A 12,723-nucleotide genomic window follows, 5' to 3' on the forward strand; every position below is an offset into this window, starting at 1 on the left:
TATGCTTGTCTGCACCATGCCGTCGCTGCGCACCTGCCTCGCGTTGATCGTCCTGACGACCGTGGGTCTGGCGGACGGGTGTCACCGGTCCGTGATCGACCACGCCGGGTTGACAGCGGCCACCCACGACTCGCTCGCCCTCCTTGCTACGCGATCGGCAAATCGATCGTTGCCGCCGCACCAGTGGCCGGCAGGAATAATGGCATTGCGTCCGGAGAGAATCATCGTCCGCGACCGGGTCGTCGAAATCGTGGCACAATCCTATTTCGATGGTGGCTGGGGATACTATGTGACGACCGATCCGAAAGACTTGCCGATGCCAAGGGAATGCGTCGACCGGATCGGACCCGATATCTACTGGCACGGTCCGTGCTGATGCAGTCAGCGCCGGGATAGAAGGCGTTGAAGCGCTTTCAATTTCGCCAGCTTCACGCTCCCCGGTTGCAATCGCCCCGCCCCCTGCCCCATAGCATCGCCATGTCCGACGAACGCGATGTTTCCGCCCTGTCCTTCGAAGATGCGCTCCGCGAACTCGAGGAAATCGTAAGCCGGCTGGAGACGGGTCAGGAAGACCTCCAGACCGCGATCGACCTGTATGCCCGGGGCGACCTGCTCCGCGCGCAATGCGCCGCGCGGCTCGATGCGGCGCAGGCGCGGATCGAGGCGATCCGGGTCGACGCCGAGGGGCGCGCCTCGACCCAGCCGTTCGACGCACAATAATGGCGACGATCGCGCCGCCGGTGTCGCTGAACGCCGCCCTCCGCGAAGTCTCGGCAGAGATGGATCGCCAATTCGACGCGCTGCTGCCGGTTCCCGGCGATCCGCGCGCGAACCTGTACCGCGCGATGCGCCATGCCGCGATCGGCGGCGGCAAACGGCTCCGGCCTCTGCTGGTGTTCGCGACCGCGCGCCTGTTCAATGTCGAGCGGAACCGCGCCGCGCGCGCCGCGCTCGCGATCGAGTGCATCCATGTCTACAGCCTGATCCATGACGATCTGCCGGCGATGGACGACGACGACATGCGTCGCGGCAAGCCGACGGTGCACAAGGCCTATGACGAAGCAACCGCGATCCTTGCCGGCGATTGCCTGCACGCGCTGGCGTTCGAGATTCTGGCGCATAAGGCGACGCATCCCGACAGCCATGTCCGCATCGAACTGATCGCCGATCTGGCGCACGCGTCCGGCCCGTCGGGCATGGCGGGCGGTCAGGCGATGGACCTCGAAGCCGAGGAAACGAGCTTCGACCTGAACACCGTCACCCGGTTGCAGGCGATGAAGACCGGCGCGCTGATCGCCTGTTCGGTGGAAGCAGGCGCGATCCTCGGCCGGCTGCCCGCCGATCAGCGCACGTCGCTGCGCGGGTTCGCGCGCGACATCGGCCTCGCCTTTCAGATCGCCGACGACATTCTCGACGTCGAGGGCGACGAGGCAGCGGTCGGCAAGGCGCTACGCAAGGACGGCGAGGCGGGCAAGGAGACGTTCCTGTCGCTGCTCGGGCTCGATCGCGCGCGCGAACAGGCACGAATGCTCGTCAAGCAGTCGATTGAGCATCTGCGCGACTTCGGCCACGAAGCCGATCTGCTGCGCGCTATCGCCCGCTATGTGCTGGAGCGCGATCGGTGAGGATCGGCGTTTATCCCGGCACCTTCGATCCGATTACGCGCGGGCATATGGATATCATCCGGCGCGGCGCGAAGCTGGTCGACCGGCTGGTGATCGGGGTGACGACGAATCCGTCGAAATCACCGATGTTCTCGCTCGACGAACGGCTGGCGATGGTCGAGCGCGAGGTTGCCGGCGTTGGCGGCGACATTCGCGTCGTCGCGTTCGATGCGCTGCTGATGACCTTTGCCGAGCGGCAGGGCGCGAGCGTGATCGTGCGGGGGCTGCGCGCCGTCGCCGACTTTGAATATGAATATCAGATGGCGGGCATGAACCAGCAGTTGAACGACCGGATCGAAACGGTCTTCCTGATGGCCGACGTCTCGCTGCAACCGATCGCGTCGCGGCTGGTCAAGGAGATCGCGATGTATGGCGGATCGATCGCCAGGTTCGTGTCCCCGGCGGTGTGCGAAGAGGTGATCGCCCGGGTAGAGAAACTGGGGCGCAAGGGCGACTGATTCCTCCCCGCGCCGTGGAGGGTTTAAGTGCGGCGCTTCCACCACCATGTCAGGCCGGCGATGACGGCGAACGCGATGCCGCCGCCGGCCAGCACCTGCCACGACGGCAGCCAGCGTCCGATCAGTTCGCTCAGGCCATGCCCGAACCAGTATCCGATCGACACGAAGATCGTCGCCCATAGCAGCGCCGCCGATCCGTTGAGGATCGCGAAGCGGGCAAGCGGCAAGCGGGTGGTGCCGATCGCGACCGGGCTGACGGTGCGCAATCCGTAGAGAAAGCGGAAGGCGAAAACGAACAGCGTCGGATGCCGCTCGAACGTGGTCAGCGCACGGGCGAAGGCCGGCTTGCCGCGCCAGCGCACCACGCGCGGATGATCGCGAAACCGGCGGCCGGCAGCAAAGAAGAGCTGGTCGGCAATGAACGAGCCGATCGCCGCCGCGAGGATCGCGCCGACATAGGGCAGGCTGCCGCGCTGGACCATGATCCCGCCGAGGACGACGACCGTCTCCCCCTCCACGCCCGCGCCGAGCAGCAGCGCGGCAAGGCCGTAGCGCGCGACCAGCGCTTCGATCGTCATGGGCGGGCTTTCGGCATCGCGGCACCGTAGCGGCAAGCCGGGGCGGGTAAAGCGAAACACGCCCCTTTCGAACGACCCATGCGAACGCTAAATGCCGAAGATGCTTGCTCCTCCCCTCCCCTCGCGCGCCCGGCCGGGTGCAGTCGCCCGCTGGCTGTGGTGGGTGGCCGCACTGATCGTCGCGATGGTCGTGGTCGGGGGCATTACCCGGCTGACCGAATCCGGGCTGTCGATTACCGAATGGAAACCGTTGTCGGGCACCCTGCCGCCGCTGAACGCCGCGCAATGGGAAGTGGAGTTCGCCAATTACCGGCGCATTCCCGAATATCAGCTGCTCAATCAGGGCATGACGCTGGCGCAGTTCAAGGGCATTTTTTTCTGGGAATATATCCACCGCTTGCTCGGTCGCGTGATCGGGTTGGCGTTCGCGCTGCCGCTGGCGTGGTTCTGGGTCCGACGGGCGATCCCGGCGGGGTATAAGGGGCGGTTGCTGGCGCTCCTCGCGCTGGGCGGCCTGCAGGGGGCGATCGGCTGGTGGATGGTCGCGTCGGGGCTGTCGGTGCGGACCGACGTGTCGCATATCCGGCTGTCGGTACATCTGCTCAACGCGCTGTTGATCCTTGCCGGAACGGTGTGGACCGCGCTCGACCTGCGCGAACGGGCGGCCGATCGCCATGCACGGCCGGCGCGGATGACGACGATCGGGGCTATTGCCGGGCTGGTGCTGTTCGTCCAGCTATTGTTCGGGGCATGGGTTGCCGGCCTGAATGCCGGGCTGGTCACTGACCAGTGGCCGCTGATGAACGGGCGATTCTTTCCGGCGGACGAATGGGCGGGGCGCAACCCGTTGGATGCGATCGTCAACGATCCCTATGTCGTCCACTTCATTCACCGCTGGTGGGCGTGGGTGACGGTCGCGGTGCTGATCGTGCTGGCGCGGGCCGCCAAGCGCGCCGGGCACCCGAAGGTGGCGAAGGTTGTACATATCGCGTTCGGATTTCAGATCCTGCTGGGCATCGCGACCGTCATGACCGGGGTCCGGATCGAGGTGGCGGCGTTGCACCAGTTCGTGGGTGCGATGCTGGTCGTCGCCACCACCTGGGCGGCGCACGCGACCGGCCGGCGGGCGTCGGGTATTTAGGTACCCGTCAGCAAAGCCGCTGTTTGCTTGACTTCCAAGGCTCCTTTCGGCATTTGGCCAGCGTTCGCACCGCTCCGGTTCGGAACGGACGCGGTTAACTTCCGAAAGGTCCAACGCCCATGAAGGCGCTCATGAAGACCACCAAGTCGGCCAAGCCGCACGAGGTGGAGAAGAAATGGCATATCGTCGATGCCGACGGCCTGGTGGTCGGTCGTGCTGCGTCGATCATCGCCAATGTGCTGCGCGGCAAGCACAAGACGTCGTTCACCCCGCACGTCGATTGCGGTGACAACGTCGTCGTCATCAATGCCGACAAGATCCGCTTCACCTCGAACAAGGCGAAGACGAAGACCTATTACAAGCACACCGGCTATGCCGGCGGCATCAAGGCGGTCACCGCCGAGAAGGTCCTCGAAGGTCGTTTCCCCGAGCGCGTCCTTGAAAAGGCCGTCGAGCGGATGATCCCGCGCGGACCGCTGGGCCGCGAACAGATGCGCAACCTGCGTATCTTCAAGGGCACCGAGCATCCGCACGGTGCGCAGAACCCCGAGGTTCTCGACATCGCGGGCATGAACCGCAAGAACAAGGTGGGCGCATAATGTCCGACAACCGCCAGTCCCTTTCCGACCTCGCCAACCTGACCGGCCAGCAGGCTCCGGCTCCGGCCGCCGCACCGCAGGCTTCGGCCCCGCAGGTCGATGGTTCGGAAGCGCCCGTCGCTCCGGTCGAACCGCCCCGCCCGACGATGCCGCTGCGCGCGCAGGAAATCGACGCCTATGGCCGCGCCTATGCGACCGGCCGTCGTAAGGACGCCGTTGCCCGCGTCTGGATCAAGCCGGGTTCGGGCAAGATCACGATCAACGGCCGTGACCAGGAAGTGTATTTCGCCCGTCCGACGCTGCGCCTCGTCATCAACCAGCCGTTCGGCGTCGCCGACCGCAATGGTCAGTATGACGTGATCTGCACCGTCAAGGGCGGTGGCCTGTCGGGTCAGGCCGGCGCGGTCAAGCATGGCATCAGCCAGGCACTGACCCGCTACGAGCCGATCCTGCGGGCGCCGGTCAAGGCCGCCGGGTTCCTGACCCGCGACAGCCGCGCGGTCGAGCGTAAGAAGTACGGCAAGGCGAAGGCCCGCCGCAGCTTCCAGTTCTCGAAGCGCTAAACGTCGTCTGGAAGCGCGCCCGGTCGGGTGCGCTTCGCGATACCGGCCCGTCTTCCCGTCCTGTCACCCACGGCGTATCGTGTTCGGGTGGTTGGAAGGGAATGCGGGCCGGACTTGCGTTGGGAGGACATCGCACGCGCGCGGAACCGAAAGGTTCCGGTTTGCGGCCAGTTGCGATCCCGATGGGGCGGTCCGGTATCGGGCCGCCCTTTCCGTTTGGGCCATAACCGTATAGCGAGTGGCCGTCCGCACGCTGGCGGAGCCGAAAACAAGAGACGCCATGACCTCGCGTGCCAAGACTTCGTTGCTGCCGCTTGCCGATTCGGACCTGTGGCCCGACGAACTGCGCCGCAGCCTGTCCGACAAGCTGTTCACCATCGCGTTCGGCGCGATCCAGTGGCCGTGGCTGCTGCGTAGCCTGTCGGGCGGCAAGCGGGCCGACAAGGCGCGGTTGATGGCCGAACTGGGCCTTGCCCCCGACGCGCTGCCCAATCTGGGAAGCTGGAAGGCGGATACCGGCTATCTGTCGCTGATCGTCGAGCAGATCACCGATAGCCGGCCGCGCACCGTCGTCGAGCTGGGCACCGGCGCGTCGAGTCTGGTGACCGGCGCGGCGCTGGCCAAACATGGCGGCGGGCAACTGATCAGCTTCGACCAGCATGCCGGCTTCGTCGACGCGACGCGCGAATGGCTGGCCGAACACGGTATCGCCGCCGATCTGCGCGCGGCACCGCTGGTCGAATCGCCGGGGGACTGGCCGGGCGTCTGGTACGATATCGATGCGCTGCCCGATCAGGTCGACCTGCTGCTGATCGACGGGCCGCCATGGACGATCCATCCCTATGTTCGCGGCGCAGCCGAGACGCTGTTCGATCGCTTGCCGGTGGGTGGCGTGGTGATGCTCGACGACGGCGCACGGCCGGGCGAGCGCGTGGTCGCACAGCGTTGGCGGCGGCGGTGGCCGAACTTCCGGTTCGAACTGGTCAATCGCGGAACCAAGGGTACGTTGATCGGGCGACGCTTGTCCTAGGGCTGGTTTCGAAGCGGCGGGGGGCAGCTTCGGCTGCGGTTTGCCGTCGCTCCAGCCTGCGCGGGACGTCTGCGAAAGTCCTCTGCCCCTACCCTGGCGAAGGCCGGGGTCCAGTCGGGAGGACATTTCCGTAAGTCACCAGCGTCCCCCAACTGGGTTCCAACCTTCGCCGGGGTTACGCCAAGAGGTGGCTCCGTTCGCGACGTTCGGAGCGGTATCGCCCGAGAGGCTTTTCGGCGAACCCAACAGGGGAGTCTTCTACTCGCCCATCGTCACCGGTTCGTCCGCCGCGCCCATTTTGCGCGCGATCGTCTCGAACGCACCGCCGTCGATCCGGATCTCGTTGAACGACGGCGGATCGCGACGGGTGCGGGTCGACAGCGTGCCGGCACCGATCATGCGCAACCGACCCTTGGCCGTGCGGTAGGGAAGATCGAACGGGTCGTGGACATGGCCCGACAACACCGCATGCGCCCCGGCTGCCACGACGGCGTCGAGCGCGGCAGGGCCGCCATCGGTTTCGCCGCTGGATTTGGTGCCGACATCGACGAGCGGGTGGTGCGCGGCGATAAAGATCATCCGCCCCGCCGGCACGCGTTCGATCAACCGCAGCGTGCGCGCCAGCGCCTTCGGCCCGACATAGCCCTTCGACCAGTCCCAACGGAACTGGAAGCGGGCGGTCGTCTTGAGCGGCACGATCGCGACGCCGTCGATCTCCAGTGGGCGTTCGATCATCCGTTCCAGTCGCTTGTAGCGTTTGTACGGCCGGACGAAGCGGGCGAAGAGATTGTAGAGCGGCAGGTCGTGATTGCCGACCTCGACCGTGACCGGACGACCGAGGCTTTCGAGCCATTCGGCCGCCGCTTCGAACTCGGCGGTGCGGGCGCGCATCGTCAGGTCGCCGGTCATGATGATCGCATCGGGTTGTTCGCGGGCGACCGCTTCACCGAACCATGCGATCGCGTCCCTGTCCTCCGCACCGAAATGGACGTCGCTGACATGGAACAGACGGATCATCGGGCGCTTTCCTAAAACTGCAAGTGGAGGCAACGCGCGACGGAGCCTAGCGCTCCGACCGGATCGCCAGCGCGGTCAGCCCGCCACCCGCCGCGACCAGCGCCAGCACGACGAACACCGCGCCCAGCCCTGCCCCCGCCGGCACCAGCGCCGCCAGCAGCGGCGGAACGCAGGCTGGCAGCGTGTTGGTGAGGTTCAGGATCGCCAGATCGCGCCCGCGGGTCCGTGGCGAGGGCAGCAACTGCATCGCCAGCGCCGAATGCAGCGCGAGGAACACCGACAAGCCGGTCTGGGTCACGCCATAGCCGATCGCCGCACCGACGAAGCCGGGCGCGATTGCCATGCCGATCAGTCCGGCCACGACCAACAGCGTCGCCCCGCCCAGAAACGGCTTGCGCCCGCCGACCCGGTCGGACCAGCGCCCGGCGACAATGGTGGCGACGACCACCACGGCGGTGACGATCGCCATCGCCCGCGCGACCGGTCCTGCCGCATCGCCATCGCCCCGCCAGCGATCGGCGAAATGGAAGAAGGCGTAGGCGGTCAGTCCGTTGCCCGCGACCTGCATCGCCAGTCGTGCGACCCAGGCGCGGATCAGGTCGCCGCGCGGCACGACGCTCGCCGCTGCTGCGTCATCGTTCGACGCCCCACCGCCCGCCCCCCGCTCGCGGACGAACAGCAGGAACGGCAGGATCATCACCCCCGCCAGCAGGACGTTGGCGGCGAAACGTGCGCCTTCGCCGACGAACATCGGGGCAGTCACCGCCGCCGCCGACAACACCCCGATCGGGTGCGAAATGCCGAGCAGGCCCGACACCCGCCCCTTGTCGGCATCGGGGACCTCGTCGGCGATGACCGCCACCATCGGTGCGAACATCAGGTTGAGCGCGACCTGCCAGAAGGCGATGGCCGCGAACAGCCAGCCAGGCGTCTGCGCGCGGTGGATCGCGGCGAAAGCGAGGGCGATCAGCACCAGCCCGACCGCGATCGGCGACCGCCGGCTGCCGCTGCGCCGCCTACCGATATCACTCAGCCATCCGGCGGCGATATTGGCGATGCTGGCGATCAACGCCCCGCCCAGCACCACCTGTCCCAGCAAAGCGACCCGGTTGGCGGGGTCGATCGCAGCGACCTTCACCTGCAACAGGATCGATACGAACGGCATGAATGCGACGAACAACCCGCAATAGGCGAGCGTATAGAGTGCGACGAACCCGCGCGGCGTCGCGACCGGGGGTGTGTTCAACGTCCCGCGGTCCGGCGCAGCGCGACGACCAGCTGGCGGATGGTATAGGGTTTGTGCAGCAGATCGAACCCCATCGTGCCGTGGCGGACGATCACGTCACTATAGCCGCTGGTCAGCAGCACCGGCAGCTGCGGATACCGATCCCGCACCCGCGCCGCCAGTTCCATGCCGTCGATGCCCGGCATCATCACGTCCGAAAACACGACATCGAAGCCTTGCGGGTTGTTCGCCAACAGGTCGAGCGCCACCTGCCCGTCGGCCGCGTGCACGGTGATGAAACCCTGCGCCTCCAGCGCATGGGTGGTGGTGGTGCCAACCGCGTCGTTATCCTCTACCACCAGCACGCGCAGCCCGTCGCCGCCGCCCGGTTCGACGTCGTTGCGGAGCGGGGCGGCGTTCCTGGTCGGCGCGGCGGCGCGCGGCAGGTACAGGATGAATTCGGTATTGCCGGGCACGCTGCGTGCGCGGACCTCGCCCCCCGATTGCTTGGCGAAGCCGAATACCTGGCTGAGCCCGAGCCCGGTGCCCTTGCCCAGCGCCTTGGTCGTGAAAAAGGGCTCGAACATGCGCCCGAGCGTTTCCTCGTCGATACCGCTGCCGGTGTCGGCGATGGTCACCGCCACGAACCGTCCCGGCACGGCGTGGGAGGCCGCGCTGGCGGGAATGCCGTCGATACACCCGATCGACAGCGTCAGCCGCCCCTCCCCCTGCATCGCGTCGCGGGCATTGGCGGCGATATTGACGATGGCGGTGTCGAACTGGTTCGGATCGGCATCGACGAATGCCGGGTCGGCGCTGGCGTCGATCGTCACCTCGATCCGGGAGCCCGCCAGCGTGCGGATGATGTCGCCTAGTGCCGCGACCGCGACATTGGCGTCGAACGTCTCGGGCTGGAGCGCCGAGCGGCGGGCGAAGGCGAGCAGTTGTCCGGTCAGTTTCGCGGCACGATCGACGGTATCGCTGATCGCCGAAAGATAACGTTCGCGGCGTTCGGGCGCGAGCGAAGGCTGGCGGAGCAGGTCGACCGAGGAGCGGACGATGGTCAGCAGGTTGTTGAAGTCATGGGCGACGCCGCCGGTCAATTGTCCGATCGCCTCCATCTTCTGGCTTTGGCGCAACGCATCCTGGGCAGTGACCAGCGCCCTGGTCCGGTCGACGACCTGTTCCTCAAGCGACGATGCCAGCGCCGCGAGTTCATGTTCGGCACGGCGGCGTTCGGTCGCGGCGCGGGTGCGTTCGGCGACTTCGCGGATAAAGGCGATTTCGTCGTCACGCCACACGCGCGGCTCGCCGTGGTTGGCGTACAGCAGCGCGACCAGCCCGCCCAGTTCGGTGAGCGGCATGTTGATGAACGCGCGGGCGTTGATCGATTCCAGTTGCGCGGCGGTGTCGGCAGTGCGCGGATCGATCCGGGCATCCTCGACCACCGCCGTCTCGCCGCGTTTCAGATCGTCGATATAGTGGCCATAATCCCGGAACTGGAGCACCCCGGCCAGACTGGCCACGCCCGGCGCGTTCCAGTCGCGATCGATGGTGATCGTCTCGGCAGCGCGATCGACGATGCCATAGCCGACCCGGTCGACACCCAGCGCCTCGCCGATGATGCGCGCGGCGGCGGCGGTCATCTCGATCGGGTCGTCGGGCAGGCGCAACATCTCGTTCAGCTCGGCCATCGCCGCGCGCATCCGTTCCAGCCGCTTGTACGCGGTGACGTCGATCGACACGCCGGTCAGTCGCGTGATCTCGCCCGCGGCGTTACGGGTCGGCTGCCCCCGGCTGGCGATCCAGCGCGTCTCGCCATTGGGCACGCGGACGCGAACCTCGATCTCGAGCGATTCGCCGGCAAGGCTCGCCTCGATCGCGGCCATCGCCGCAGCGTGATCGTCGGGGTGGAGGATCGCGGAAATTTCGGCGGGCGATGGCGGATAATCGGTGTCGAAACCGAAATTGGCGCGGCAGATCGCCGACATGCTCAGCTGGCGCGTGATGCGGTCGAAGGACCATGTGCCGAACCGCCCTGCCTCCAGCGCGAACAACATCTCGCGTTCGCGCTCTTCCTGTTCGCGGAAGCGGCCTGCCAGTTCGGCGAGCAATGCGGCATTGGTCGATTCGAGTCCGTCGACCCGGTCGCGTTCGGCGGTGACGTCGAGCTGGCTGGCGAAGAAATAGGCCAGTTTGCCATCGGCATCGGGGACGGGCGCCAGCAGCAACCGATTCCAGAACGCCGTCCCGTCGCGGCGATAGTTGCGGATGTCGATCTCGATCGACTCTTCGGCCGCCACCGCCGCGCGAATCTGCGCGACCGCCGCAGGGTCGCTGTCCTCACCCTGCAGAAAGCGGCAGTTGCGGCCGATCACCCAGTCACGGTCGTAACCGGTCAGGCGGCAAAAGGCGTCATTGACGAAGACCAGCGGATTGTCGGGCAACCGCGGGTTGGTGACGACCATCGGCATCCGGGTCGCGCGCACCGCTGCGACGAACGGGTCGGTGCCGCTGTCGGTACCGGCAATTTCCAGCGCAATGCGATGATCGTCGCGCCGCGCCCGTTCGCTGCTGCCCCCGTCCAGATCCACGTCGCCTCGCATCGCCCACACAACGTGGCCCGACGGCCGCCGTTCCGCAGCCGTGCCCCCGGGCACATCCTATGATCGGATCAGCGGCGGACGTCCAGCCCGCCGGCAAGAAACGCATCGATATCGGATTGATGAAACAGGCTAAAATCGCCGGGCAGCGAATGCTTCAACGCCGCGACCGCAAGGCCCCAGCGCGCCGCCACGTCCTCGCTTTCACCCGACATCAGCCCGTGCAGCACGCCGCTGGCAAAGGCATCGCCGCCGCCGATCCGGTCGACGATGCCGGAAATCGAGACTTCCGGGGTCTGCACCGAACCGCCCGGCATATCGATCCGTGCCGACAGGCGGTGATGGTCGGCATCGATGACATGGCGCGCGGTCGAGGCGATGTGCTTGAGGTTCGGGAACGCCGCGAACGCCGCTTGCGCCGCTTCGCGCCGACGATCTTCGCCATCGCCCGAGAAATCCTGTCCGAGCAGCAGCGACACGTCGCGGTGGTTCCCGAACAACAGATCGGCAAGGCCGACCAGCCGGGTCAACACGCTGCGCGGGTCGCTATCCCATGCTTCCCACAGGCGGGCGCGGTAATTGCCGTCGAACGAGATCGTCAGCCCCTTCGCGCGCGCGGCTTCGGCGGCTGCGATCGCGGCGTTTGCGCTCTCCCGTCCCAGCGCCGGGGTGATCCCCGACAAGTGCAGCCGGGTGCAGCCGTCGAGCAGCCGGTCCCAGTCCCAGCTGTCGGCCGGTGCAGTCGCAAAGCTGGAGCCGGCGCGGTCATAGACGATGTCCGACGCGCGCAGCCCCGCCCCGACGCTTAGGAAATACAGGCCCATACGTCCGTCACGGGTCACGACCCGCGAACAATCGACGCCCTGCGCGCGGAGCGCCGACACGGCTCCCCGTCCCAGCGGGCTGTCGGGTACCGCGCTGGCGCAGGCGCTGGCATGACCAAGATTGGCGAGACCGACCGCGACATTCGCCTCCGCCCCGCCGACATTCACATCGAACCGGCCGCTCTGCATCAACAGCTCGCGGCCCGGCGCGGTCAGCCGCAGCAGCAATTCGCCAAAGCAGAGGATCATCGCGCCAGCCATCCCCCATCGACCGCAAGGACATGGCCGTTGACATAGTCCGACGCGGACGAGGCGAGAAAGACCGCTGCGCCGCCCAGATCGTCGGCCGCACCCCAGCGTCCGGCCGGTATCCGTTCGACAATCTGGCGGTTGCGGGTTTCGTCGGCCTGCAACGCGGCGGTATTGTTGGTAGCAATATAGCCCGGCGCGATCGCGTTGACGTTCACGCCCTTTGCCGCCCATTCGTTCGCGAGCAGCTTGGTCAGGCCGCCGATCCCCGATTTCGATGCGGTATAGCTCGGCACGCGGACACCGCCCTGAAAGGTCAGCATCGACGCGATGTTGATGATCTTGCCCCGCCCCTGCGCAACCATGTGGCGGCCGGCGGACTGACAGAGGAAGAACACCGATTTCAGGTTGGTGTCGATCACCGCGTCCCAATCGGCTTCGGTGAAGTCGAGGCTGTCGGCGCGGCGGATGATCCCGGCATTGTTGACCAGAATATCGAGCCCGCCCAGCGTGTCGACGACCTGCGACACGACCCCGTCGACCGGTGCGATGGTCGACAGGTCGGCGGAGACGATCTCCGCGCGGCGACCCATCGCCTGCGCCCGTTCGGCGGTGTCGGTGGCCGGGGTGCGACCGATCAGCGCGACATCGGCGCCAGCAGCGGCGAGCGCCAGCGCGATGGCCTGTCCGATGCCGGTATTGGCACCGGTGACGGCCGCGACCCGGCCCGAAAGATCGAAGGGATTCATGGCAATTCCTCCTGGCCCCGCCG

Annotated in this window: 14 protein-coding genes; 8 read left to right on the forward strand and 6 right to left on the reverse strand. The window is 66.9% G+C overall.

Annotation, left to right across the window (positions count from 1 at the left end):
- The first annotated feature begins 16 nt into the window (after window positions 1-16).
- The 4 genes from ASE91_RS15965 to coaD all read left to right on the forward strand — a co-directional run bounded on the left by ASE91_RS15965 (window position 17) and on the right by coaD (window position 2,122).
- Entirely contained in the window at window positions 17-376 is a 360-nt protein-coding gene (locus ASE91_RS15965; RefSeq protein ID WP_156357887.1) for a hypothetical protein, read from the forward strand.
- A 101-nt stretch (window positions 377-477) separates the two neighbouring features.
- On the forward strand, window positions 478-720 hold the full coding sequence (locus tag ASE91_RS15970) for an exodeoxyribonuclease VII small subunit (protein ID WP_056627939.1): 243 nt from the start codon (window positions 478-480) through the stop codon (window positions 718-720).
- Complete coding sequence (locus tag ASE91_RS15975) at window positions 720-1,625, forward strand: polyprenyl synthetase family protein (protein ID WP_056627942.1); 906 nt, start codon at window positions 720-722, stop codon at window positions 1,623-1,625. The genes ASE91_RS15970 and ASE91_RS15975 overlap by 1 nt, the downstream gene beginning before the upstream one ends.
- Complete coding sequence (gene coaD, locus ASE91_RS15980; protein ID WP_082449697.1) at window positions 1,622-2,122, forward strand: pantetheine-phosphate adenylyltransferase; 501 nt, start codon at window positions 1,622-1,624, stop codon at window positions 2,120-2,122. The genes ASE91_RS15975 and coaD overlap by 4 nt, the downstream gene beginning before the upstream one ends.
- 23 nt (window positions 2,123-2,145) lie before the next feature.
- On the opposite strand, the gene ASE91_RS15985 is transcribed toward coaD, so the two are convergent.
- Complete coding sequence (locus tag ASE91_RS15985; RefSeq protein WP_056627945.1) at window positions 2,146-2,700, reverse strand: DedA family protein; 555 nt, start codon at window positions 2,698-2,700, stop codon at window positions 2,146-2,148.
- A 91-nt stretch (window positions 2,701-2,791) separates the two neighbouring features.
- Between ASE91_RS15985 and ASE91_RS15990 the strand changes: the two genes are divergently transcribed.
- From ASE91_RS15990 to ASE91_RS16005, 4 genes are all read left to right on the forward strand, one after another.
- Window positions 2,792-3,841, forward strand: a complete 1,050-nt coding sequence (locus ASE91_RS15990; RefSeq protein WP_056627948.1) for a COX15/CtaA family protein — start codon at window positions 2,792-2,794, stop codon at window positions 3,839-3,841.
- A 119-nt stretch (window positions 3,842-3,960) separates the two neighbouring features.
- Window positions 3,961-4,440 (forward strand): 50S ribosomal protein L13, encoded by a 480-nt coding sequence (gene rplM / locus ASE91_RS15995; protein ID WP_082439099.1) that lies wholly within the window; start codon window positions 3,961-3,963, stop codon window positions 4,438-4,440.
- Window positions 4,440-5,003 carry a 30S ribosomal protein S9 gene (rpsI, locus tag ASE91_RS16000; protein ID WP_082454072.1) on the forward strand — a complete coding sequence of 188 codons (564 nt, stop codon included), beginning with the start codon at window positions 4,440-4,442 and terminating at the stop codon, window positions 5,001-5,003. Before rplM ends, rpsI begins: the two co-directional genes overlap by 1 nt.
- A gap of 280 nt (window positions 5,004-5,283) precedes the next feature.
- Complete coding sequence (locus ASE91_RS16005) at window positions 5,284-6,033, forward strand: class I SAM-dependent methyltransferase (protein ID WP_056627951.1); 750 nt, start codon at window positions 5,284-5,286, stop codon at window positions 6,031-6,033.
- Between the two features lie 258 nt (window positions 6,034-6,291).
- On the opposite strand, the gene ASE91_RS16010 is transcribed toward ASE91_RS16005, so the two are convergent.
- From ASE91_RS16010 to kduD, 5 genes are all read right to left on the reverse strand, one after another.
- Window positions 6,292-7,050 (reverse strand): metallophosphoesterase family protein, encoded by a 759-nt coding sequence (locus ASE91_RS16010; protein ID WP_056627954.1) that lies wholly within the window; start codon window positions 7,048-7,050, stop codon window positions 6,292-6,294.
- Between the two features lie 46 nt (window positions 7,051-7,096).
- Entirely contained in the window at window positions 7,097-8,296 is a 1,200-nt protein-coding gene (locus ASE91_RS16015; protein WP_056627957.1) for an MFS transporter, read from the reverse strand.
- Window positions 8,293-10,881, reverse strand: coding sequence for a PAS domain-containing protein (locus ASE91_RS16020; protein ID WP_056627962.1), 2,589 nt, complete (start codon window positions 10,879-10,881; stop codon window positions 8,293-8,295). Before ASE91_RS16020 ends, ASE91_RS16015 begins: the two co-directional genes overlap by 4 nt.
- A gap of 68 nt (window positions 10,882-10,949) precedes the next feature.
- Window positions 10,950-11,951, reverse strand: a complete 1,002-nt coding sequence (locus tag ASE91_RS16025; RefSeq protein ID WP_056628777.1) for a sugar kinase — start codon at window positions 11,949-11,951, stop codon at window positions 10,950-10,952.
- Entirely contained in the window at window positions 11,948-12,700 is a 753-nt protein-coding gene (gene kduD, locus ASE91_RS16030; RefSeq protein WP_056627969.1) for a 2-dehydro-3-deoxy-D-gluconate 5-dehydrogenase KduD, read from the reverse strand. Before kduD ends, ASE91_RS16025 begins: the two co-directional genes overlap by 4 nt.
- Between the last annotated feature and the right edge of the window lie 23 nt (window positions 12,701-12,723).

Source organism: Sphingomonas sp. Leaf62, assembly GCF_001421915.1.
Lineage (GTDB): Bacteria > Pseudomonadota > Alphaproteobacteria > Sphingomonadales > Sphingomonadaceae > Sphingomonas.

Bases quoted from the DNA above. Each gene is read 5' to 3' on its own strand.
- ASE91_RS15965 (WP_156357887.1), top strand. From the start codon at position 17: ATGCCGTCGCTGCGCACCTGCCTCGCGTTGATCGTCCTGACGACCGTG.
- ASE91_RS15970 (WP_056627939.1), top strand. From the start codon at position 478: ATGTCCGACGAACGCGATGTTTCCGCCCTGTCCTTCGAAGATGCGCTC.
- ASE91_RS15975 (WP_056627942.1), top strand. From the start codon at position 720: ATGGCGACGATCGCGCCGCCGGTGTCGCTGAACGCCGCCCTCCGCGAA.
- ASE91_RS15985 (WP_056627945.1), bottom strand. From the start codon at position 2,700: ATGACGATCGAAGCGCTGGTCGCGCGCTACGGCCTTGCCGCGCTGCTG.
- ASE91_RS15990 (WP_056627948.1), top strand. From the start codon at position 2,792: ATGCCGAAGATGCTTGCTCCTCCCCTCCCCTCGCGCGCCCGGCCGGGT.
- rplM (WP_082439099.1), top strand. From the start codon at position 3,961: ATGAAGGCGCTCATGAAGACCACCAAGTCGGCCAAGCCGCACGAGGTG.
- rpsI (WP_082454072.1), top strand. From the start codon at position 4,440: ATGTCCGACAACCGCCAGTCCCTTTCCGACCTCGCCAACCTGACCGGC.
- ASE91_RS16005 (WP_056627951.1), top strand. From the start codon at position 5,284: ATGACCTCGCGTGCCAAGACTTCGTTGCTGCCGCTTGCCGATTCGGAC.
- ASE91_RS16010 (WP_056627954.1), bottom strand. From the start codon at position 7,050: ATGATCCGTCTGTTCCATGTCAGCGACGTCCATTTCGGTGCGGAGGAC.
- ASE91_RS16020 (WP_056627962.1), bottom strand. From the start codon at position 10,881: ATGCGAGGCGACGTGGATCTGGACGGGGGCAGCAGCGAACGGGCGCGG.
- ASE91_RS16025 (WP_056628777.1), bottom strand. From the start codon at position 11,951: ATGATCCTCTGCTTTGGCGAATTGCTGCTGCGGCTGACCGCGCCGGGC.
- kduD (WP_056627969.1), bottom strand. From the start codon at position 12,700: ATGAATCCCTTCGATCTTTCGGGCCGGGTCGCGGCCGTCACCGGTGCC.